Here is a 20,778-nt window from a genome sequence, read left to right on the forward strand (position 1 = left end):
TGTTCTCACTGCTGCGTCGGTTGAACTGGGCGGAACTCGCCCGGCGCCGGCAACACCTGACCACGGATGCCTGGCTGGCCTGGTGTGACTTGCGAACCTGGCTGGCCCGGTGCGGCGCGCGTGGTGGACGGCGTCGGCGCGGGCAGCGGGGCCATCGCGCCGTTCGGTGGCGGCTGGCCGTTGTTGTTCAACGCAGGCAAGACCGGGGCGCCCAGGTCGCGCAGCAAGAGGTTGCCGGTTTCCGGCTGGGCGGCCTGGCCGGCACCGCGCATGAAGTCGTAACGATCCATGGCAATGGTGGCACTCGCTTCCTTGCTGCGCACCACGACCGGGCGCAGGAAGATCATCAAATTGGTCTTGTTGCGGCTGCGCGTTTTGTATTTGAACAGGTTGCCCAGCAACGGGATATCGCCCAGGCCGCGCACGCGTTCCTCGCTGTCGCCCTCGGTGTCCTCGATCAGGCCGCCCAGCACGATGATCTGGCCATCGTCGGCAATCACATTGTTTTCGATGACGCGGATATTCGTGGTGATGCCAGCCGCGGACGTTGTGGTGGATGCATCCACGCTCGACGTCTCGTGGTAGATCGCCATCTTGATGGTACCGCCTTCGGAAATTTGCGGGCGCACTTTCAAGGTCAGGCCGACGTCGCGCCGGTCGATGGTCTGGAACGGGTTGGTCGAGGTGCCGCTGGTGGTGGTGAACTGGCCGCTGATAATCGGCACGTTCTTGCCGACCTTGATGGTGGCAAGCTCGTTGTCGAGGGTCAGCATGTTTGGCGTCGACAGGATGTTGGCGTTGCCGTCAGTTTCCAGCGCGTGGGCAATGGCGCCCAAGCCCAGCGCGCCACCCACCTGCTTGAAAATGCCGAGCGAGAAGCCGGACGGCGCCGTGGTCGATGTGGCCGTGCCGGACGCGGCCGCAGTCGCCAGGTTGACGATATTGTTCGAACCGTTGGAGAACGAGGTCAGGCCGCCGACGCGGTAGCTGCTGTTGCTGTCGCCGGACAAACCGAGCCACTGCACGCCGAATTCCGACGCCTTATTCGACGTCACTTCGACGATCAGCGACTCGATATAAACCTGGGCGCGGCGCACGTCAAGCTGCTCGATGACGGCGCGCAGGTTGCGGTACACCGCTTCCGGCGCGGTAATGATCAGGGTGTTGGTGGACGCATCGGCCTGGATGAAGCCGGAACCCTGCGCGCTGCCACCGCTGCCCTGTGTTTGATTATTCAAGGTGTTGCCGGCGCCGCCCAGGTTGGTGCCGCTCTGACCTTGCAGGCCGCCGCTGGCGCCCGAGCCCTGGGTTGCGCCGCCGGTGGTCTGCACCGAGCCGCCCTGCGTGCCCTGCTGGGATTGCGGTGCCGAGGTGTCCTGTGACACCACGGCGCGCAGCGTTTGCGCCAGCTTGGTGGCGTCGGCGTTTTTCAGGTAGACCACGTGGACATTGCCCGCTTCCGAGGTCGGCTGGTCGAGCTTGGCGACGAGCGATTTGGCCAGGTTGGCGCGCGCGGCCGACGGGGCCCGCACCACCACCGAGTTGGTACGCGGGTCGGGCAGCACCGAGACGCGACCGGAGTCGCCGCCGGTGGCCGGCTCCATCAGGCGCGTGACCAGCGTGGCGACATCGCTGGCGATGGCGTAGCGGATCGGAATCAGGTCGAGGTCGGACGACACCGGCGCATCGAGCGCGGCGATGATTTTCGATAGTCTCTGCAGGTTGTCGGCGTAATCGGTGATGACCAGGCTGTTGTTGCCCGGATTGGCCATGATCGAATTGTTCGGCGAAATGAGCGGGCGCAGCACGGCCGTCAGGTTGGCTGCCGATTCATAGGAAAGGTGAAAAATCTGGGTCGCGACCTGGTCGCCCTGCACCTTGGCGCCGCGGCCACCCACGTTCGTCGGCGACGATTGCAGCTTGGCTTCGGCTTCCGGCACCACTTTCGCGTAGCCGTCGCCGGTGACGACCGCAAAGCCCTGCAGGCGCAGCGCCGAGGTCAGCAAGGCAAACGCCTGCGTCTTGGTCAGGGTTTTTTCTGACACCAGCGTCAATGTGCCTTTTACGCGCGGGTCGATGATGAATGTCATCCCGGTGTAATGGCCGACGGCCTTGATCACCGATTCAATGTCGGCACCCACGAAATTGAGCGCGGCGCCATTGCCGGACGTGCCACCCGCGCCGCCGGTCTGGGCCATGGCCACCGACGCGCAGCACAGCAGTGCGCCGGCAGCGAGGCGGCGCAGGGCCGGCGTGGAGAGAACTGCGGTGCGGGTGTTACGGGAGGATTTTTTCATCATTTGAACTCTAACGCGATTATGTTTTTGCCGTTCACCATCCGGCGCTGGCCCAGCAGATTCAACATGTTGCCCAGCGACTCTTCATAGCCATCCGCGGCAGAGGCCTGCCCGGAAAATGTCAAGCGGCCACGGTCGAGCGCTCCAGCGCCCGACAGCAGCAGCGCACCTTTCACAGTGCGTAAATTCAGTTGCGCGTTCTGGCCGCGCCAGTCCATCGCCATTTCATACGTTCCAAGCGGGCTGACCGGGCTCATGCGCGAGCCCATGTCGGCCATCGAGAGCACGGTGCGACCAATCAGCGCCACGCTCTGGCCGTCACGCGCCAGGTCGAGCACATTCCACGACAGGCGCATGCTGCCCGATGGCGCCAGCGTGTTGAGCGGCGCACCCAGGCCGGCCAGGCTTGCGGCCGGCAACAGCAATTCGCCCGCGCTGACCTGCCAGCTTGACCAGCTGCCCGTGACCGTCACCGCCTGCGTCAACGCTTGCGGATTGGCCAAGGTGACGTCGACCCGTCCGAATAAAATCAGTGGCGACACGCTCCAGCTGAAGCGGCCTGGAAAGAGCGGCGTCACGGCACCACCCGGACCGGGCGCACCACCCAGGAAGGCTGAGCCGCGCCACAGCGTACCTTGCGCGTCACCCAGAGTCAAACGCGCATCGGTGTGGCGTTCGATGACAGGCGCGAGCCACGCGGCCGGGAAAAAAGCACACACCGTCAAGGCCGCCGTCAGGGCGGTCACGCTGAACCAGAACAGCAGTTTCTTCACTGTCCCGCTCCATTATTCTGACGCATGGTGAGCGTGGCGTTGACTTGCCCGAGCGGTGTCTGCGCGCTAATTTGTGCTTCCTCCACACCGAGCGCGCTGGTGCGACGCTGTTCATCGATCCACGCCATCAAATTGGCAAAGGCGACATTGTCCAGCTGGAACTTGGCGTAATTGCCCGTGACGCTCAGTCCCTGCGGGCTCAAGCCGCGCGCCGCCAGGCTGCTGGTGACGCCTTCGCGCGACAGCGGCGCCACTTGCGGCGGCGTCTGGCTGGCCAGGGCGCGCGCTTCATCGGCCATGGTGCGCAGCTGGGCTGCCTGGATTTTCAGTTCCGGCAGCGAGCGTTTTAGTACGGCGCGCCCTTCGATGGCGGGCGCCAGCAAGGTCAGATAAAAGAAGGTGACGCCGAGGATGGCAGCGCCCACCGTCAGGAATTGGCGCTCCTGGGCGGTACGGCTGAGCCACATGACGGCGAAGCGGTCGCGCGCCGGTGCCAGTCTGGTCATGACGGCTTTCATGGTTTCACTCCTGCATCGCGGATTTGCCAGAGGCCGGCGCCGGCCTCGGTCATGGCCAGCTTGCGCGTGGCCAGCGCGCCCTGCATTTGTTTCACTTGCGACGGATCGACCGCGCCCGGTTTCAGTTTCACGTTCAATACTTTCTCGCGGTATTCGAGCGACGCAATCGCGAGCGGCTGCGGCAAGCCGCGCGCGGCTTCACCGAGGGCGGCGGCCATGTAGTTGAATTCGGCTGGCGTCGGCTGCCCGGAAGCGGCCTTGGCGCGCGCGATGTTTTGCGTCATCTGCGCCACCGGATCAACCACCGGGTCGCGCGGATAGACCGAGCGGAAGGTCTGCGTCAGCAGCTGGCGCGTGGCGTTCGATTCGCCGCGCAGGCGCAGCCATTCGACGTTCAGGCCCACCATATTGACCACCAGCGCCAGCAAGGCCAGGCGCAACGGCCAGCGCCATTTGGCCCAGTCGCGCGATGGCGCACCGGACGCGCCGAGACCCGCCACCAGGTCGAGCGGCGCACTGCTGCTACCCGCCACCCAGAAACGCCAGTCATCGGCTGCGAGCTCGATGCCGGGACCGGCCTCGGCCGCCAGTGCCTGGTATTCGGCCAGTTGCGCAGGCGGTACGTACAGCACCAGCGGCGCATCGCCCGCCAGCGCACGCGCCGTCTGCAGGGCCACCTCGGGCGTGGCTTCCAGGCCCAGACCGAGGCCCTGCCATTGGGCCAGGCGCACGGTCAGTTCGCCGGCGCCGACGCTGGTACTAATTGCGGCGCTGACGCTGCCCGGTGCCAGCGGCAGGCACAACTGCGCCGGCAATGCCGTCACCGTGCGTGCGCCCAGCGCCAGCAACTGGCGCACCAGCATGGTCAGCCATTCGCGCTGGACCACGGCCACGGTGCGCATGCCGGCCGCCGAAACGGGGGCGGCGACCAGCACGTTGTCGAGCGGGTCGCCCAGCACTTGTTCTTCCACCAGCCCGGGCAGCGCGGCGCGCAGGCGCGCGGCGGACAGGGGCGGGGTTTTCACGTCGAGCAGGGTCACGTCGCCGCCGGCCAGCAGCAGTACCACGCGCCGGCTTGCCGCCACCATGTCACCCAGGTTCGCCAGCGGCGCATCGCCGCGCTGCCCGATGGTGCCGTTATCGCCCACCAGCGCAAAGCTGCACAGGGCGGATGGCCCGTCAGCGCGGGCTGGATGGCGGATATAAAGTGTACTCAAACCGTCTCGCTTTCTTAATTTTGGTGGATCCAGACGACATTGGTCGTGTAGGGCGACGTCATCTTTCGGTTGACCAGCACCTCGGTATTGAGCGAGGCGCGGTCCAGCTTGAGCCAGCTCTGGACCAGGAACCACTCGCTTTTGATACCGATGTCCTTGTCCGCAATGGTCGGGCCGCCCACCGACAGCAATGTGCTCTCGAATCCGCCGATGGTGTTCCATGCCGAGCGGTCGCGCTGCGCCACCAGCGCCTGGGCAATGGCGATGGGCGATGACAACACGGCTGCCAAGACCTCCGCCGGCGCCGTGTTGACATTGACCGGTGTCGGCTCGGGCAGCACGATGACGAATTTGCGCAGTTTTTCCACCGCCTCCACCGTAAAACCGGGCACCTCGAGCAAATCGTCCAGCGTGATGGCCTGCATCTGCTTGGCTGCCGTGGCCGCCTTGTTCGTTCCCGCCGGAATTTCCTGGCTGCTGGCAATCAGTTTCGTGGCGCCATCGGCCAGCGCCGGATCGAGCCGCAGCAAGGTCAGCAGCTGCTTGAACACGTCCACCTGCAGCGTGACCTTCGCGCCTTGGCGGGCCAGGTTGGCCAGGTTATAGCGGGCCGTGGCGTCAAAAATCTGGCCCGATAAATTGGCGTCGAAGGTTTCGCCGGCCACCCGTTCGCGGTCGACGTACTGGTCGATACGGGTGTTGGCCAGCGGCACCGCCCAGACATCCTTCAACGATGTGTAGTTGGGCTGCGTGATCGCTTCCTGCTGCAGGATCAATTTGGTCCAGTCCAGCGTGCCGCGCAAAATCCACTGAATTTGCAGGTGCAATCGCTGGTTTTCCATCGAGCGCACCTGGACTTGCTGCTGCCAGAACAGGCTGGCGACGATCGTCACCGCCAGCGTGGTCAGCAGCAAGGCCGTGATCACCGCGACGCCGCGCTGGCCCTTGATCGATTTCATAAGCCCCCCAGCAAGAACGCCTTGCTCATCGGCGCTTCGACGTTCTGCACCTGCATCGCCACCTGCAAACCCAGCGGGGCGATCTGGGTACCACTGACGGGCTTTTGCCACGCGCCGTTTTGCCAGACCAGCAGTTGCATGGCCGCGATACCGGATTGCAGCGCCACCGGCGCGGAGGTGTCGGTGTCCGACGTGGCAGCTTTCCACAGCAGGTCGAGCTGGGCCAGTTCGCGCGTGGCGGCCGACTCGCGCCGCAGCAGCACGCCATCGACCAGGCGGTAGGTGACCACCTGCACGCGCGAGGCGGTGTTTTCCAGGAACACGGTGCGCACCAGCGTCAGGCGACCATCGCCCGCGTCGAGCGTCTGGCGGTTGCCGACCAGCGCCGCGCCGGCCTGGTGTTCGGCATCGCTTTGCATCTGGGCGAACGCCAGCTGCATGCCGCGGGTGACCTCCATCTGGTCGGTGAGGTTGGCGCGCGCACGCACGATGCCGTCCAGTCCGCGCCAGCCCAGCACGGCAACCATGCCGAGGATGCTGATCGCCACCAGCAGCTCGACCAGCGTAAAACCGCGCTGGCGCGTCATGGCTGCGGCACCACTTGGATCAGCCGCACGATCTTGCGGCCGGGGTTCTCGACGTCGAACACCGAGACGTTAATTTCGCGCAGTCTCGGATTGGGCGTGATGCGCACTTCTTCTTCGCACATCAGGTGCAAATCGGCCTGCGGGCAGGCAAAGCTGCGCTTGCCGACAGGCGGAAACAATTTTTCGATGCGTATCTGCACCAGCCGGTTTTCAGCCGACCAGGTTGCCATCATCGAGGCGCGCAGGCTGGAGCCGTTGGCGGCCAGGCTGCCCACGGCGCGCAAGGCAGCGCCCAGCGCGGTGCCGACGATGACCAGCGCCACCAGCACTTCGAGCAGGGTAAAGCCGCGTTGGCGTGCCGTTTTCATATCACTCGACCGTAAAGTGACCGACGCCGTCGGCCCGTACATTCACGGCGATGTCGCCGCTCATGAGCGTCATGACGAAGGGTTTGTCGACCGGCTCGCGCCCGAAGGTGATGCGCATCGGGTTGCCGGTGCCGGCGCCGGGCGGGTCGAGCAGCACGGTGACTGGCGCATTTTTGAATGGACGCTGGCGCAGGAGATCGTCGCCGACGATCTGGTCCCAGCTATTCTGGTCGTTGCGCACGATGAAGCGGTAACTGTCGCTGCCGGCTTCAAAGGCGACCAGGCGGTTGCGCACGATGGCTTCGTCGCGCGCCAGTTGCAGCAACAGCGCCAGGCGCTTGGCTTCATTTTCCAGGTTCTGGCGCGGGCTGGGCAAGGCGTTGAGCGACACCATCCCCAGCGTGATGCCAATGATGACCATCACGACCATCAGCTCCACCAGGGTGAAGCCGCGAGCGCGGCGCGGCGGCATCATGCGTACGCCTAGTTTTCCCAGGAGCCGATATCGGCATCGTCGGCGGCCCCGCCCGGCTGGCCGTCGGCGCCGTACGAGAAGATTTCGACTTCGCCGCCATGGACGCCAGGCGACAGGTACTGGTAAGAATTGCCCCAAGGGTCTTTCGGCAGGCGCTCGAGATAACCGCCGGCTTTCCAGCCGTTCGCGGACGGGCCGGTGGTCGGCTTGGTGATCAGCGACTGCAGGCCCTGCTCCGTGTTCGGATAGCGCGCGTTGTCGAGCTTGTAGAGCTTGAGCGCCTGCATCATGGTGGCGATGTCGGTCTTGGCGGCCGAGACGCGCGCTTCGCCGGTGCGGCCCAGCAGCTTCGGCACGACCAGCGCACCCAGGATGCCGATGATGACCACCACCACCATGATTTCAACGAGGGTGAATCCACGCGCGCGGCGCGCTGCGTAACGGTGCGAAACAGTGTGCATAGTCATGGAATCTTGCTTAGTAAGGAATAGGGAACAACGCGCTAGTATAAGGGGAAATGTGGGCCAATCGCCCTTGAAATGCGCCTTTTCGGCCGAGCAATTGTACTGGCGGCGCCAGCGGGGCGCCATTCTTGTAGTAGTGCCTAGACAGCTTGTCCACAGACGGCGCAGCCGGGGTCGCGCGCGATGCCGATGCTGGTCCATTCGCTGGCCCTGCCGTCGAACAGCAGCAGCTTGCCGGCCAGCGACTGGCCGGCGCCGGAAATCAGTTTCAAGGCTTCGGCCGCCTGCAGCGCGCCGATCACGCCCACCAGCGGCGCGAACACCCCCATCGTGGCACAGGCGACGTCCTCGAAGGCGCCCTCCTCGGGAAACAGGCAGGCGTAGCAAGGTGACTGGGGGTCGCGCGCATCGAACACCGAGATTTGCCCATCGAAGCGAATCGCCGCGCCCGCCACCAGCGGCACGTTGGCGGCCACGCAGGCGCGGTTCACGGCGTGGCGGGTGGCAAAATTGTCGCTGCAATCGAGTACGACCGATGCGGAGGCGACCAGTTCCCCCAATCGCGCTCCCTGGGCCCGCTCGCGCAGCGCGGTGATCTTGATGGTCGGGTTGAGCGCCAGCAGCGCAGCCTTGCCCGAGTCGACTTTCGGCTGGCCGATGCGCGCGCTCGTGTGCATGACCTGGCGCTGCAAATTGGTCAGGTCGACCTCATCGTCGTCCACCAGCGTGATGTGGCCGACCCCGCTGGCCGCCAGGTACAGCGCCGCCGGCGAACCGAGGCCGCCCGCACCAATGACCAGCACGTGCGCGTCCAGCAGGTGTTGCTGGCCCTCGATACCGATGTCGTCGAGCAGGATATGGCGCGAATAGCGCAGCAGTTGGTCGTCGTTCATGGCGCCATTGTAGCGCCGCATCCAGCCCGCTCGCCCTTCTTAACCTGCTTTAACCAGGTTCGGTGTGCCCGGTGAGCTTGATTTTTGGCGCAGGCAGCACGTGCACGCCCTGCCACAAGCCAGCCCAGCCGGGCGGCCAGCCGATATCCGGGCCGGCGTAGGCCGGCAAGCCAGCGCGCACGGCGACGATGGGAACCGCTGGCCGCTCGCGCAGGCCGCCTTCGACCGCGCGTTCCATGTCCAGGCTGTACATATAGCCAGGCAGCAGCTGCGCGCACACGTTGGCGAACCAGGCCGTGTGGTCTTCGTCGCGCCCCAGCGCCTGGGCCAGCCCTTGGGGATCGAAGCGTGCCAGCGCATCGATGAGCTCACCGGTGGTGGCGCCGGGCGAGTCACCCCATCCCATGACGGGATTGTTGTTGTACTCGGCGCCGGAGCCGTACCAGCCTTCGCGCCAGGGCCGCGCCATCCAGTCGCGCTGGCCGGTGAAGAGGTGCCAGCGCCAGTGCAGGCCGGACGGCTTGGGCCACGCATACAGATACAGTTTTTCGTAGCCGGCCTGGTGCAGTTCACGCACCACCGCCATCAGGCGCGCGTGCGGCATGCGGTCGGGCGGCGCGCGCCGGAACAGGATCGCTTCGCCATCGGCGTGCTGGACGGCGTCGGTGGACAGGTTCAAATCGAGCGTGCGCGACTCGCTGCCGAAGCGCGCCGAGATCCAGCCGGTGAGCAAATTGACGTGCGTAATGACACCATAGCCGCGGTGGCGATGGAAAATCACGGTTCCTGGGGCAAGCGCTTTCATGGGCAATGTGTCTGGGTCAAAACAGCTAGTGTACTCATCCAATTCCGCTGATTTTAGCCCAGACACAGTTCGATACAGGGCGAATGCCGGTATCATGGGCGGGCTTTTTTCACTCCCTTGACAGAACATCATGACATTACGTTTGATCGCCACCGGCGGCACCTTCGACAAGCACTACAACGAACTCAACGGTACGCTGGGCTTCAAGGACAGCCACCTGCCTGAAGTCATCCAGCGCTCGCGCATGACCATTCCCGTTGCGCTCGACGTGTTGCCGCTGCTCGACTCGCTCGACATGCAGGATGCCGACCGCGCCCGCATCCTGGCAGCGTGCCAGGATGCGCCGGAGCAGGCCATCGTCATCGTGCACGGCACCGATACGATGCCGGAAACGGCGGCCGTGCTGGGCGCCGCGAACCTGGCGAAAACCATCGTGCTGACGGGCGCAATGATTCCTTATGCAATCGCGAACTCGGATGCGCTGTTCAACCTGGGCCTGGCGTGCGGGGTGGCACAGACACTGGCGCCGGGCGTGTACGTGGCCATGAACGGCCAGGTGTTCACGTGGAATAACGTGACCAAGAACCGCGCGGCCGGGGTGTTCCAGCCGCGCTGAACGAACCTCCGCACAACCGATAGAATCAACTGCTGCCGAGATGCCGCTCAGTTAAGACTGAGCCGCGCTTTTATTGCGGCGAGTAATTTCAGGCCTGCTGTTAACTTAACTGCGTTCGACGAGTTCGGCGACTTCCTTTTCTGCCAACCAAGCAAATAGAGCTCGCTTTGCGCTTACGCAAGCGGTACATATCAGCCGAGTCTACGATTGATTTTTATCAGTCATTGTTGGAGGCATGATGAGACACGAAGGGCGGGTGTTATACGGATTGGCGACAAGACGGATCATGGCGGCTATGTCATAAGCGCAAGTTCTGGGTCAATCGTGATGGGCAAAGAAGCGTCGTTGGCTGATGACTTGACCTTCTGTCCGCGCTGCAAAGGCCAATTCCCCATTCAGCCTGATGGCGTAGGTGCCAAGCATGCTGGACGCTCTTATGCCTATCACGATGATCTCGCCGCTTGTGGCGCTCACTTGATTTCATCACTGACCCATACGGGAAAAAATTCGAGTAGCGTTGTCGGTGCCATGCCATCAAAAAACATTGATCAGGAACCGGAAATTTTCGATGATCGCTTTTTGCTCATCGACGATGCGACAGGCAAACCGCTTGCATTGATTGAATATGCGATTGCCCGTGAAAGCGGGAAAATCGAGTATGGGAAAACTGATAACCGAGGAGAGACACACTTGCTTTCGGCCGTTGCGGCATCGGAATCGGTCCACATCTTTATAGACCCATCAGTGTGAGAACGCCACCTTTAGCCTGAGGAGCCAGCATGACAGCCAGAACGCTAACGTCACCTTCTGGACGAACGCTGCACTATGTTGCGTCCCGCAGAACTACGCCAGCGGAAGATAGCGCTGCCAAGGAACTGAGAATTCTAGCCAGCAAGCAGAAACGTCTGGCCGAAAACCGGGAATATTTAAAGAACGGTAACGTGCGTGCTTACCTCGCAGCCATTGCAGCTGCCGAAGGTGGTGATTACAACCTGATGTATGGCGGTGTAATAGGAAAGAAAAATGATCGGTGGCGCTTCAGCGATTTTTCAACCCACCCGGGTCCCGGCATTGATGGCAGGACGACCGCTGCTTGGCGATATCAGATCAATATGGCTAACTGGAAGGAAAATGGCGAGAAAAAGATGGGCTTGACTGATTTCTCTGCCGAGACACAGGACCTGATTGCAGTGGAGTCCATTCGCTACGCTCATGCAATCGATGACGTCATCGCGGGCGACGTCGAGACTGCTGCGCGCAAGTCCTCCAAGGTGTGGGCCGCCATTCCAAAAGGTCCGGGGATTCCCAACGATGCAGGACAACCCTATATGCGGTATGAGAAGTTTTTGGGGGCATTTACGGACAGCGGGGGTACCGCTCGATGACAACAGTATCAGCAACAGTCTTGCTGTTGGCGATATGTGGCCATGGCGTTGCTAACATTGGCGTCGTGCTCGAAAAAGGCATGCCGTTTACTCAGGTTCGGAAGCAATTACTGGATCAACGCTGGAAACCTGTCCGAAGTCAGCAGACAGAACACCTTGCAGTTGATCGGGCGCTTCTGGAACGTCATATCGTCGAAGTGGAAAGCTGCACTGTCGATAGCTTTTGTATCTTCCGATATACGAAAGGTACAAAGTGCCTGAAAGTCGTCGCCCAAGGCGAAACGCTGCCCGGTCTTCTGATTGTCGGTTGGGACATGGCTTGTCCATCGAAAAAACACGCGGCCAAATAATGCGTTGAACCAATTCCCGGCCGCGTGGTAATTTTTTTTACGCGCCTGTCTTCTTAAGCCTTTGCTTCCCCGCCCAGGGCTTCGACAATATCGGCCATCATTTTCGACAGTTCACCCGTCATCATCATCATGTCGTTGTCAAAACGCTCTTCGTCGTTGCGCGTGACCGATTCGCTTTCGCTGATGACGTCCAGTGGCTTGATGCCCTTGATCGCCAGCGATTCGGTCAGCACGAACGAAATCTTGCTGTCCCACGTCATGGCCAGGCGCGTGCACTGCTTGCCGGCCTTGATGTGGCGGCGGATGTCTTCCGGCTCCAGCGCGTGTTTCACGTAACGCACGGCGGCCTTGCTCTCGCCGGTGGCGCGCAATTCCGTGTCCTGGTCGACCGTGAAACCGGCCGGCGCTTCGTCCATCTCCAGCCACGCGGTCATGACGGCCACCGGCGACTTCTGCACGCGCAGGCTCTCCAGCGGCATGCGATCGACCGCTTTAAGCAGCAGCTTGATCACTTCGTCGGCTTTGCCGGGGCTGGCGGCATCGACCACGAGCCAGCCGTTGACCGGATCGATCCAGGTCCAGACATTGCTGCGGATACTGAAGGCGCGCGGCAGCAACTCGTCGGCCACGCGCTCCTTGAGTTCTTTCATCGCCTTTTTGCCGGGCGCAAAACCTTGCGCTTCTTCCAGCTCGGCTGCCTTGGCCTTGGCCACCTGGTTGATGACCGAGCTCGGCAGCAGTTTTTTCTCGGTGCCCAGCAAAATCAGCATCTGCTTGTTCACGACGTGCACCAGGCCGCCGTTCGGGCGTGGCGTGTCCCAGCCCTGGCGCAGCAATTCATTGCTGCTGGCCGGCACAAAACTTTGCGGCGCGAGCGCTTTTTCCAGCTGCTCAGGGGTGTAGTCCCACGGTGCCGGGAGACGGTAAATCTGGAGATTCTTGAACCACATAATTGTTTTCCGCTTGTTTCAGTTTTCCACAGGAACGACATTCTACACTTTGGCGCACGGCAGATTAGTCGTTGGATTCGTCGAACAATGTCAGCTGCTCGAGGCGTTCGCTGTCCCCCAGGCGCACGCCCAGGCCCAGCAGGCGCACCGGCCCGTTGCCACGCAAAAATCCGGTTTCCATCAGCCGGATGTATTGCGCCATGGCCGGCCCGCTGCCGACGCACTCGACCGTCGTCTGGTGGAAATCGGCAAACTTGATTTTCACGAACTGCTTAATGATCAGCCTGCCCGCCTTGGCCCGCTCGATGCGGCCCAGCAGGCTGGTGTGCAGCTGCGGCAACAAGGCCAGGCAGGCCGCCAGGTCTGGCACATCGGGCGTGTAGGTTTCTTCGACGCTGACCGATTTTCGTTCATGCACATTGCTCACCGGGCGGTTGTCGATGCCGCGGCACAAGTCGTGCAGGCGCTCGCCGAATTTGCCGAAGTGGTGACCCAATTCCTGCATCGTCCAGCTGCGCAGGTCGCCGCAAGTTTGCACGCCGAGACCGTTCAGCTTGGCGGTGGTGACCTTGCCCACGCCGTGCAGCTTTTTGACTGGCAGGACGGCCACGAAACCATCGACTTCGTCCGGGCGCACCAGGAACAGGCCGTCCGGCTTGTTCCAGTCGCTGGCAATTTTCGCGACGAATTTATTCGGCGCCACGCCGGCCGACGCCGTGATGCCGACCGTGTCAACGATGCGCTGGCGGATTTCCTGCGCAATCAAGGTGGCGCTGCCCTTGCAGTGGGGCGAATCGGTGACGTCGAGATAGGCTTCGTCGAGCGACAGCGGCTCGACCAGTTCGGTGTAGCTGCGGTAGATATCCATGATCTGGCGCGAGGCCAGGCGGTACTTTTCCATCACCGGCGGGATCACGATCAGCTCCGGACACAGCTTCATGGCTTGCGCCGTGGCCATGGCAGAGTGGATGCCGTACGCCCGCGCCTCGTAATTGCAGGTGGCGACGACGCCGCGCTGGTTGGCGCGCCCGCCCACTGCCAGCGGACGGCCGATCAGGGAGGGATCGTCGCGCATCTCGACCGAGGCATAAAAACAGTCGCAGTCACAGTGGATGATTTTACGGAAAGGGGCGTTCACGTCACGGGGCGCCCCGGCGGGAGCAAACTACTGTAGATTCATACAGTATCCGCGTAATTCGACTTCCACGCAAGAGGCTGCCAAACGCGTGCGCTTTCCTGTGGGCAGCGAAAGTCTTTTCCTGCCGTCACTACCAAATCAGTTGCAGGGCATACTTGCCGTTCTTTGCGCCACTCGCGCCGCTGTAATAGCGCACGCCCACGTAATAGATCGCCGCCGCGCTGCCGCTATTGCGCACCATGACGCTCTCGACGGCGCCGGAACCGTTTTCACTGGACGACCGCAAGGCGCCGGCACTGTCGTAGAGATACAGGTCGTAGTCGGGGGCGCTGGGGCCCGGCGTCATGGTCGCGCCCAGCTGTTTGCCGGCCGGGACAGCGATGCGGAAATAATCGGCGTCAGTACCGGAACCGAGGGCGCCGTTGACGATGGTGCCGCTGACAGCAACCGGATTGGCGGCGGCAATCGTGTCGTTCGGCTCGAGCTCAGCCAGCAAGGTGACGGGTGCGATGGTGGCGCTGGCGCTCAACGCCGCGGTCGCGTCGACGATGCCTGCGCCGCAGCCCGAACACGCGGCCGGAAACGCGCGCGCGCTCGACTTGAGCACGACGTCGACCTGGTCGGGCGTGAGCGCCGGATTTTTGGACAGCATCAGTGCGACCACGCCGGCCACATGGGGCGCCGCCATCGACGTGCCGCTGTAGCTGGCGTAAGCGTCGCCCGCGGGCGCGCGCGTACCGCCATTGAGGGTCGACAGAATGCCGGCGCTGGCGTCCCCGCCCGGTGCGGCCACGTCGACGATGCTGCCAACATTCGAATACGACGCGCGAGCGCCGCTGCGGTTGGTGGCCGCGACCGTGATGACGCCGGCGCAATTGGCCGGGGTGAAGTTGCTGGCGTCCATCGCCGCATTGCCCGCCGCGACCACCACCACAGCGCCGCGCGAGCGGGCGCCGTTAATCGCCGTCTGCATCGTGGCGGCGCAGCTGCCGCCGCCGCCCAGCGACAAATTCAGCACGCGCGCCTTGTTTGGATTCATGGTGACGCCGAACAACAGGCCGCCGGACGACCAGATGATGCCGTCGGCAATGTCAGACGTGTAGCCACCGCACTTGCCCAGCACCCGCACCGGCACGATTTTCGCGTTGTAAGCGACGCCGGCCACGCCAATGCCGTTGTTGGCTTTGGCGGCAATGGTGCCGGCCACGTGGGTGCCGTGCCAGCTGGAAGACTGGTCCGCCGCGGGCATGCCGGCGCCGCACTGGCTGGCGGCGGCCCAGTCGCCCGGGTCGGTGGCGTCGCTGTCGCGCCCGTTGCCGTCGCCGGCAACCGTGCTGCTGGCGATGAAGTCGTAGCCAGGCAGCACCTGGCCGGCCAGGTCGGCGTGGGGACGGTAGCCGGTGTCGATGACGGCGACATTGATGCCGGCGCCAGTGGCGAGGTCCCAGGCGCCAGAAATACGCAGGCCGCCGCCAGACTCGAACAGGTCCCACTGCTCGGCATAGCGCGGGTCGGTGGGCGTGGCCAGGGTGGTCAGGATGCGGTCGGGTTCGGCGTAAGCGACGCTGGCGTCGCGCGCCATCAGCTCGGCGGCCAGGGCATTGGCTTCGTCGATCGAGACCTTGCGGCTGAGCTGAAAGACGTGCGCGCCGGTACCGAGGGCGCGCAGCAGGGTCAGGCGTGCGCCAAGCTGCTGGCCAGCGCGGTCGACCAGTGCCTGGCGCTGGGCACTGACCGGTGCGGCACGCGCGGCGCCCTTGCCGGCCGGGACGGCATCCTTGTACTTGACGATCAGGCGGTCGGTGCCGGCAAGCCAGGCGGTGTCGGCGGCGTGGGCGCTGACTGAAACAGCGGCAACTGCCGCGATGGTGAAAATTGTCGGGTACATGCTGATCCTGTCATCTGAAAATAATCGGTACCGCCCTTTGCCGGGACAAGCGTCAGCGTAGCGCCATCCTTCGTGCATGCAAACCGCAGGGATTCGGAACCAATTAAATGTCAGACCGATCGAACAAACTGCAAATATTATTGTGATGTTTGCGTTGTATTGGCGATGATATTTCTTGTTAAAGCCACATGAAAAATAATGTTCGGCTGACAACGTTTTTCTGAGGCTATTTCCCTCTAAAAATTTATGGCGCACAGCGTGCCGCCGCTTTAACGAATGATGCGCGCCCCCGTGACCGCGCCGGTTGCCTTGCTGATCTCGACCTCCATCCCTGGTCCTTCGCGCGCCGCGCCGCGCTGGCCGCGCACCACCGGCGTTTGGTGAAACACGACATGGATGACGTCGCCCGCTTCCTGGACCGAGATCGCGTAACGTTTAATATCGCTGCCAATCTGCTGCTCGAACAAAGGCATGGCGATGCGGATCCAGCCCAGCGCCGCGCCATGGATTTCACCGAGATCGACCAGTTGCACAGGCGTGCCCGGCGCAGCGCCAGAGGCGAGCGATGTGCACGACACCAGCACCGCCAGCATCAGCGTTCTCATGCAAATGTTTCCAGGTTGTTCCGTTACCCTGATTCTGAGGAAAAAAAACCGCGATCGCTCGCGGTTTTTTTGAAGTCAGCAAAATAACTTAGAAATTACCCTTGAACTGCACACCGTAGGTGCGTGGCTCGTTGGTAAACCCGGTCAGGTTGTTGAAGTCGATGGCGCCGGTGATGCGACGCTGGTCGGCGATGTTGCGGCCGAATGCAGCCACTTCGTACTTGCCGTTGGCCCAGATGTAACCCACGCGCAGGCCGCCTTCGGTGAGTGGTTTGCCGGTGAATTCAACTGCTTCGTACAGGAAGAAGTTGACCTTCGAACGATACGACCAGTCGGTGAAGACAAACAGTTCGCCGTCAGCGACCGGGAAGCCGTAACGCGCGGTGACGTTGGCGGTCCACTTCGGTGCCTGTGGCAGGGCATTGCCGTCGATAATGTAACGACCGGCAGCGTTGCGTGGGTCGGTCATGGTGCAGGCTGCGCACGCAGGCAGCGACAGGCTCTTGTCGTCGATGCGGGTGTAGTTGTACGAACCGCCGGCCGTGACGCGGAAACCGGTGAACACATTGCCTTCGAAATCGATCTCGGCGCCGCGACCCTTGGTCTTGTCGGCGTTGATCAGGCGGGTGATGTTCGAGGTACCGCCAACCACGGTCAGCTGCTGGTTCTTGATGTCGTAGTCGTAGACCGAGAAAGCGACACGGGCACGACGCTCGAACAGGTCGGCCTTGATGCCGGCTTCGTACGAGGTAATCGTTTCCGCATTGGCCACGGTGACCGGCACCAAGGTCGACGAGGCGGCGATACTTGGCGCGCGGAAGCCGGTGGCGACGCGGGCGTAGGCGCTGACGTCATTGGTCAGCTTGTAGGTGCCGGACAGATCCCAGTTGACCTTGCTTTTGCTTTCGCTCGCGGACAGTGGCTGCACCAGCACGGTGCCGGTGGCGTCGACCGTCTTGAAGTCTTTCTTGTCTTGCGTGTAGCGCAGGCCGCCACGCACGGTCAGCTTGTCGTTGACGGCGTAGTTCAGCGACGCGAAGGCAGCGTAGGCGGTGTTGACCTGGTTGCTGGCCACGTGCGACGTCTGGGCGTAGGTTGTGCTGTTGAACGCGTTCGAGTAACCGCTGGCGTTTTCCTGGAAGTAGTACAAGCCACCTTGCCAGTTGAGCGGGCCGGTGTATTTCGACTCGGCGCGGAACTCCTGGGTGAACTGGTGCAGGCCGCTGATGCCGCCACCGGTTTCAGCCTGGAAGGGAATGAAGCCAGGGCCGCCGCCGATGCCACCGTCGATGTCGCCGCGGCTGTAGTACTTCTTGACCGCTTCATAGCCGGTGATCGAGAACAGCTGGACGCCGTTGCCCAGGTCATACGACAGGCGTGCGTTGACACCCTGGGTATTCAGCGCCTGGCTGTTCAGGCCGTTGGTGACGATACTGTTCAGGTCGGTACCTGGCACGACGTCGTTGCTGCCCTTCTGGATCAGGTTGGCGCGGAACAGGCGTGCGCTGCCATCGGTGACGCGCTGGTGCACATTGAACAGGCCCGTGAAGCCATTCTTTGGATCGAACAGGAACTGGATGCGTTCGGCGTGCTCGTTGTAGCCATCCAGCTCGCCCGTAAATTTGGTCTTGGCCAGGTCGGCGTAGTTGTTGACGTAATCGTCGCGGTGCTGGCGCAGGGTGGACACGCGCATGGCCCAGTATTCGGACAGCGGCACGTTAACGGCGCCTTCGACGTTGACGGTTTCATGGGTGCCGTACGACACGTTGTAGTAACCCTCGACCTTTTTCAGGTTCGGCTTTTCCGACTCGAGTTTCACCACGCCGGCTGGCGTGTTGCGGCCGAACAGGGTGCCTTGCGGGCCGCGCAGCACTTCGACGCTGGCCACGTCAAAAATCGGGAAACCTTTCAGGCTCGGCGCTTCCTGGACGACGTCGTCGTAGATCAGGGAAACGGGCTGCGACGCGAAGGCGGAAAAGTCGGTATTGCCGTAGCCGCGGATGTAGAAGCGCGGGAAGGTACGGCCGTTCGACGATTCGATGTTCAGGCTCGGCACCTTGCCGGCCAGCACGCGGATGTCTTCGCCGCCGGACAGGAGCACGTCCAGCTTTTCACCGCGCAGGGCGGTGACGGAGACCGGCACATCCTTGATGTTTTCGCTGCGGCGCTGCGCGGTTACGACGACCTGCTGCAATTCGCCGCTGGCGGTGGCGTCCTGCGCCATTGCCGAACCCATAGGCAATACGGCGGACAGCGCCAGCATGGCGCCTTGTGCGCGCAATACGCGCTTGTGCATCTTGGACATCTTGGTCATTGAAGTTCCTGGAGAGTGGTTGAATTGCGTCGACTACGGCCGTGTCTCCAGCTCGTTTTTATCCAGCGCGCTGCGCTGCGGTGGTGTGGCCCCACCTCGGTCAAATGCATCGTATTGATACCTTGCCGACTTGCAAAGGCGGTATTTTCTGTCATCGCGCCTAAAGGTAGCAAGGACATCTGCCACATTTGGTGCGATTGGCGTGTCAGAACAACACTTAAGCTGCTTTTAAGTTAAGGGTTCGACGAGATGGCCTACTCAACAATTTCGATTATTTTTCGAAAACCCCTTGCGCACTCGCCAGCCGTTGGCTATGATTCGTGCCTCTTCAGACGTGGTGACAAACGTCAGATGAAGTCTCTGGATGGACATGCGGGCGCTTAGCTCAGTTGGTAGAGCGAGGCCCTTACAAGGCTTAGGTCGGGAGTTCGACCCTCTCAGCGCCCACCAAAACAGAGAAAACATCTTGATCAGCAGTACCGATCAAAAACGGAGTGGTAGTTCAGTTGGTTAGAATACCGGCCTGTCACGTCGGGGGTCGCGGGTTCGAGTCCCGTCCGCTCCGCCAGCAAAAAGAAAAAAGCCCGATTCGTCGGGCTTTTTTTGTATCGTTACAAGAGCATTGTCCCTGCGGACAATGCGGTTTGGGACTCGAAGGGAATCGCTTGCAAGCGATTCCGCGGCCGGCAGAATGTCGGCGAGTCCCGTCCGCTCCGCCAGCAAAAAGAAAAAAGCCCGATTCGTCGGGCTTTTTTTGTATCGTTACAAAGAGAACAGGCCCGATTCGTCGGGCCTGTTCTCTTTTGTACCGTTCAATGCTCTCGCTGCGGCGGCGCTCGACCTGCTACGCGAAGAACTGCTGGCGCGAATGGGGCGGGTGCACCGGTTCGATCTCGACGCGCTCCACGACGGCCCGGCAAACGCGGTCACGTCCGCCGCGCTTGGCGTCGTATAAGGCCAGGTCGGCCCGTGCCAGGCCGGTAGTGAGCGTTTCATTGGCGTGCAGCGCGGCAACGCCGATACTGACAGTGACTGCGCAGGGCCCGTCACTGGTCGGCAGCAACAAGGCGGACACCGCCGCGCGCAGTTGCTCGGCCACGTGCAGCGCTTCGTCCAGCGGCCCGGCCAGGGCCAGCGCAAACTCCTCGCCGCCCAGGCGCCCGACGATGTAGCGTCCCGCCAGCGTGGTACGCACCGTGTGGGCGAACATGCGCAGCGCTTCGTCGCCGGTGGCGTGGCCGTAGCGATCGTTGATGCGCTTGAAGTGGTCCAGATCCAGCATCAGCAGCGCCATCCGGGCCGCGCCGGCAGCGCGCATGCGCAGGGCCGTGGCCTGGTCGAAAAAGGCGTGGCGGTTCAACAGGCCCGTCAGGGAATCGACGGTGGCCAGGTGCAGCATCTTGCGGTCGTCTTCCTGCTTGCACAGCAACAGGAAGCCGAAGCCTTTGACGATCATCAGCACGTAGCCGGTGAGCAAAGCCAGCGACTGGGTAAGCGGACCGCCGGCGGCCTCGGCGCCATCCGGACGCGCGCCCGGCCAGACCCAAAACAGGATCGCCAGCGCCAGCGCGGCATCGGTCAGGCCAATCGCGCGTTGCAAGGGCGGCGTGCCGCCGCGCGGCCACAGCAGGATCACGCCCATGACGCCGGCAAACAAGCCGACCGCGATGGAAATGACGACGGTGGTTTGCGGGATGGACAAGCCGCGCAGCAGGGCGGCAGCGACCGCGACCATGCACAGGGCGGTAGCCGGGTACAGCAGGCGGCGCCAGTTGGCGTAGCCGAAGAACTGGCAGTAGGCCGCCATTTCCATAGCCATGCCGGCAACCCAGCACAGCGCAATGACCTGCGTCAGCGGGCCGAAGTCAAGGCTGAGGTTGGCCCAGCTGGCCACCTGGCAGGCACCGAGCAGAACGCGCGCCCACATCCACATGCGCAGCGCCGGCTGCGCCACGGGATCGCGCGCGTAGGCGCCCATCAGCGCAGCAAAGCTGAGATTGCCGATACCGATAATCAGCATGAAAGTTTGTAGATCGAGCAAGCGCACCTCTGACGAAGAATTGTCAGCTCGATCCTGCGCACAACACCTGCACGCACATTATCTTCGAGACAACAATAATTTCCTAAGGGGACGATGTTACACGCTTTTGTCTTTACAGTTTTCTTTGCCTTTAAA

General features: G+C 62.6%; 21 protein-coding genes and 2 tRNA genes. 6 read left to right on the forward strand and 17 right to left on the reverse strand.

The annotated features are described in order from the left end of the window. Nucleotides 1-5: 5 nt before the first annotated feature. The 11 genes from gspD to V6M87_RS18130 form a co-directional block, all read right to left on the reverse strand. On the reverse strand, nucleotides 6-2,297 hold the full coding sequence (gspD, locus tag V6M87_RS18080; protein WP_332878135.1) for a type II secretion system secretin GspD: 2,292 nt from the start codon (nucleotides 2,295-2,297) through the stop codon (nucleotides 6-8). Continuing rightward, on the reverse strand, nucleotides 2,297-3,070 hold the full coding sequence (gspN, locus tag V6M87_RS18085) for a type II secretion system protein N (protein ID WP_332878045.1): 774 nt from the start codon (nucleotides 3,068-3,070) through the stop codon (nucleotides 2,297-2,299). The genes gspD and gspN overlap by 1 nt, the downstream gene beginning before the upstream one ends. Beyond that, nucleotides 3,067-3,588, reverse strand: a complete 522-nt coding sequence (gene gspM, locus V6M87_RS18090; protein WP_332878046.1) for a type II secretion system protein GspM — start codon at nucleotides 3,586-3,588, stop codon at nucleotides 3,067-3,069. The genes gspN and gspM overlap by 4 nt, the downstream gene beginning before the upstream one ends. Further along, complete coding sequence (gene gspL, locus V6M87_RS18095; protein ID WP_332878047.1) at nucleotides 3,585-4,805, reverse strand: type II secretion system protein GspL; 1,221 nt, start codon at nucleotides 4,803-4,805, stop codon at nucleotides 3,585-3,587. The genes gspM and gspL overlap by 4 nt, the downstream gene beginning before the upstream one ends. Before the next feature lie 14 nt (nucleotides 4,806-4,819). After that, a complete protein-coding gene (gene gspK, locus V6M87_RS18100) occupies nucleotides 4,820-5,764 on the reverse strand; it encodes a type II secretion system minor pseudopilin GspK (protein WP_332878048.1) in 945 nt (314 codons plus the stop codon). Beyond that, nucleotides 5,761-6,351 (reverse strand): PulJ/GspJ family protein, encoded by a 591-nt coding sequence (locus V6M87_RS18105; protein WP_332878049.1) that lies wholly within the window; start codon nucleotides 6,349-6,351, stop codon nucleotides 5,761-5,763. The genes gspK and V6M87_RS18105 overlap by 4 nt, the downstream gene beginning before the upstream one ends. Continuing rightward, nucleotides 6,348-6,719: a type II secretion system minor pseudopilin GspI gene (gene gspI / locus V6M87_RS18110; protein ID WP_332878050.1), complete on the reverse strand. Its 372-nt coding sequence runs from the start codon at nucleotides 6,717-6,719 to the stop codon at nucleotides 6,348-6,350. Before gspI ends, V6M87_RS18105 begins: the two co-directional genes overlap by 4 nt. A gap of 1 nt (nucleotide 6,720) precedes the next feature. After that, nucleotides 6,721-7,191: a type II secretion system minor pseudopilin GspH gene (gene gspH / locus V6M87_RS18115; protein WP_332878136.1), complete on the reverse strand. Its 471-nt coding sequence runs from the start codon at nucleotides 7,189-7,191 to the stop codon at nucleotides 6,721-6,723. Between the two features lie 11 nt (nucleotides 7,192-7,202). Continuing rightward, complete coding sequence (gene gspG / locus V6M87_RS18120) at nucleotides 7,203-7,661, reverse strand: type II secretion system major pseudopilin GspG (RefSeq protein WP_442920612.1); 459 nt, start codon at nucleotides 7,659-7,661, stop codon at nucleotides 7,203-7,205. Nucleotides 7,662-7,798: 137 nt separating this feature from the next. After that, nucleotides 7,799-8,551 carry a HesA/MoeB/ThiF family protein gene (locus V6M87_RS18125; protein WP_332878051.1) on the reverse strand — a complete coding sequence of 251 codons (753 nt, stop codon included), beginning with the start codon at nucleotides 8,549-8,551 and terminating at the stop codon, nucleotides 7,799-7,801. 49 nt (nucleotides 8,552-8,600) lie between these two features. Beyond that, complete coding sequence (locus V6M87_RS18130; RefSeq protein ID WP_332878052.1) at nucleotides 8,601-9,356, reverse strand: L-asparaginase; 756 nt, start codon at nucleotides 9,354-9,356, stop codon at nucleotides 8,601-8,603. 130 nt (nucleotides 9,357-9,486) lie between these two features. Between V6M87_RS18130 and V6M87_RS18135 the strand changes: the two genes are divergently transcribed. The 4 genes from V6M87_RS18135 to V6M87_RS18150 all read left to right on the forward strand — a co-directional run bounded on the left by V6M87_RS18135 (nucleotide 9,487) and on the right by V6M87_RS18150 (nucleotide 11,707). Then, the gene (locus V6M87_RS18135) at nucleotides 9,487-9,972 is read left to right on the forward strand and encodes an asparaginase domain-containing protein (protein ID WP_332878053.1); all 486 of its coding nucleotides are present in this window, start codon (nucleotides 9,487-9,489) and stop codon (nucleotides 9,970-9,972) included. A gap of 327 nt (nucleotides 9,973-10,299) precedes the next feature. After that, complete coding sequence (locus V6M87_RS18140) at nucleotides 10,300-10,722, forward strand: hypothetical protein (protein ID WP_442920614.1); 423 nt, start codon at nucleotides 10,300-10,302, stop codon at nucleotides 10,720-10,722. Nucleotides 10,723-10,751: 29 nt separating this feature from the next. Next, nucleotides 10,752-11,357: a paar repeat-containing protein gene (locus tag V6M87_RS18145; protein ID WP_332878055.1), complete on the forward strand. Its 606-nt coding sequence runs from the start codon at nucleotides 10,752-10,754 to the stop codon at nucleotides 11,355-11,357. Next, nucleotides 11,354-11,707, forward strand: coding sequence for a hypothetical protein (locus V6M87_RS18150; RefSeq protein ID WP_332878056.1), 354 nt, complete (start codon nucleotides 11,354-11,356; stop codon nucleotides 11,705-11,707). Before V6M87_RS18145 ends, V6M87_RS18150 begins: the two co-directional genes overlap by 4 nt. A gap of 53 nt (nucleotides 11,708-11,760) precedes the next feature. Here the strand turns inward: V6M87_RS18150 and V6M87_RS18155 are convergent, their stop codons facing one another. The 5 genes from V6M87_RS18155 to V6M87_RS18175 all read right to left on the reverse strand — a co-directional run bounded on the left by V6M87_RS18155 (nucleotide 11,761) and on the right by V6M87_RS18175 (nucleotide 18,602). After that, nucleotides 11,761-12,657: a recombination-associated protein RdgC gene (locus V6M87_RS18155; protein WP_332878057.1), complete on the reverse strand. Its 897-nt coding sequence runs from the start codon at nucleotides 12,655-12,657 to the stop codon at nucleotides 11,761-11,763. Nucleotides 12,658-12,721: 64 nt separating this feature from the next. Then, nucleotides 12,722-13,795 carry a DNA polymerase IV gene (gene dinB, locus V6M87_RS18160; protein WP_332878058.1) on the reverse strand — a complete coding sequence of 358 codons (1,074 nt, stop codon included), beginning with the start codon at nucleotides 13,793-13,795 and terminating at the stop codon, nucleotides 12,722-12,724. Nucleotides 13,796-13,925: 130 nt separating this feature from the next. Then, nucleotides 13,926-15,683: a S8 family peptidase gene (locus V6M87_RS18165; RefSeq protein ID WP_332878059.1), complete on the reverse strand. Its 1,758-nt coding sequence runs from the start codon at nucleotides 15,681-15,683 to the stop codon at nucleotides 13,926-13,928. Between the two features lie 269 nt (nucleotides 15,684-15,952). Further along, on the reverse strand, nucleotides 15,953-16,288 hold the full coding sequence (locus V6M87_RS18170; protein WP_332878060.1) for a hypothetical protein: 336 nt from the start codon (nucleotides 16,286-16,288) through the stop codon (nucleotides 15,953-15,955). 88 nt (nucleotides 16,289-16,376) lie between these two features. After that, entirely contained in the window at nucleotides 16,377-18,602 is a 2,226-nt protein-coding gene (locus V6M87_RS18175) for a TonB-dependent receptor (protein WP_332878061.1), read from the reverse strand. Nucleotides 18,603-18,976: 374 nt separating this feature from the next. On the opposite strand from V6M87_RS18175, the gene V6M87_RS18180 reads away from it, so the two are divergent. Beyond that, nucleotides 18,977-19,052, forward strand: a tRNA-Val gene (locus V6M87_RS18180). Between the two features lie 41 nt (nucleotides 19,053-19,093). Further along, a tRNA-Asp gene (locus tag V6M87_RS18185) sits at nucleotides 19,094-19,170 on the forward strand. Between the two features lie 276 nt (nucleotides 19,171-19,446). On the opposite strand, the gene V6M87_RS18190 is transcribed toward V6M87_RS18185, so the two are convergent. Then, nucleotides 19,447-20,622 (reverse strand): GGDEF domain-containing protein, encoded by a 1,176-nt coding sequence (locus tag V6M87_RS18190; RefSeq protein ID WP_332878062.1) that lies wholly within the window; start codon nucleotides 20,620-20,622, stop codon nucleotides 19,447-19,449. Nucleotides 20,623-20,778 lie beyond the last annotated feature (156 nt).

Source organism: Massilia sp. S19_KUP03_FR1 (genome assembly GCF_036688685.1).
Taxonomy (GTDB): domain Bacteria; phylum Pseudomonadota; class Gammaproteobacteria; order Burkholderiales; family Burkholderiaceae_D; genus JALYUM01.

Excerpts from the sequence above, each read along its gene's own strand:
- gspD (WP_332878135.1), bottom strand. The coding sequence starts at position 2,297 with ATGAAAAAATCCTCCCGTAACACCCGCACCGCAGTTCTCTCCACGCCG.
- gspM (WP_332878046.1), bottom strand. The coding sequence starts at position 3,588 with ATGAAAGCCGTCATGACCAGACTGGCACCGGCGCGCGACCGCTTCGCC.
- gspK (WP_332878048.1), bottom strand. The coding sequence starts at position 5,764 with ATGAAATCGATCAAGGGCCAGCGCGGCGTCGCGGTGATCACGGCCTTG.
- V6M87_RS18105 (WP_332878049.1), bottom strand. The coding sequence starts at position 6,351 with ATGACGCGCCAGCGCGGTTTTACGCTGGTCGAGCTGCTGGTGGCGATC.
- gspI (WP_332878050.1), bottom strand. The coding sequence starts at position 6,719 with ATGAAAACGGCACGCCAACGCGGCTTTACCCTGCTCGAAGTGCTGGTG.
- gspH (WP_332878136.1), bottom strand. The coding sequence starts at position 7,191 with ATGCCGCCGCGCCGCGCTCGCGGCTTCACCCTGGTGGAGCTGATGGTC.
- gspG (WP_442920612.1), bottom strand. The coding sequence starts at position 7,661 with ATGACTATGCACACTGTTTCGCACCGTTACGCAGCGCGCCGCGCGCGT.
- V6M87_RS18125 (WP_332878051.1), bottom strand. The coding sequence starts at position 8,551 with ATGAACGACGACCAACTGCTGCGCTATTCGCGCCATATCCTGCTCGAC.
- V6M87_RS18130 (WP_332878052.1), bottom strand. The coding sequence starts at position 9,356 with ATGAAAGCGCTTGCCCCAGGAACCGTGATTTTCCATCGCCACCGCGGC.
- V6M87_RS18135 (WP_332878053.1), top strand. The coding sequence starts at position 9,487 with ATGACATTACGTTTGATCGCCACCGGCGGCACCTTCGACAAGCACTAC.
- V6M87_RS18140 (WP_442920614.1), top strand. The coding sequence starts at position 10,300 with ATGGGCAAAGAAGCGTCGTTGGCTGATGACTTGACCTTCTGTCCGCGC.
- V6M87_RS18145 (WP_332878055.1), top strand. The coding sequence starts at position 10,752 with ATGACAGCCAGAACGCTAACGTCACCTTCTGGACGAACGCTGCACTAT.
- V6M87_RS18150 (WP_332878056.1), top strand. The coding sequence starts at position 11,354 with ATGACAACAGTATCAGCAACAGTCTTGCTGTTGGCGATATGTGGCCAT.
- V6M87_RS18155 (WP_332878057.1), bottom strand. The coding sequence starts at position 12,657 with ATGTGGTTCAAGAATCTCCAGATTTACCGTCTCCCGGCACCGTGGGAC.
- V6M87_RS18165 (WP_332878059.1), bottom strand. The coding sequence starts at position 15,683 with ATGTACCCGACAATTTTCACCATCGCGGCAGTTGCCGCTGTTTCAGTC.
- V6M87_RS18170 (WP_332878060.1), bottom strand. The coding sequence starts at position 16,288 with ATGAGAACGCTGATGCTGGCGGTGCTGGTGTCGTGCACATCGCTCGCC.
- V6M87_RS18175 (WP_332878061.1), bottom strand. The coding sequence starts at position 18,602 with ATGACCAAGATGTCCAAGATGCACAAGCGCGTATTGCGCGCACAAGGC.
- V6M87_RS18190 (WP_332878062.1), bottom strand. The coding sequence starts at position 20,622 with ATGCTGATTATCGGTATCGGCAATCTCAGCTTTGCTGCGCTGATGGGC.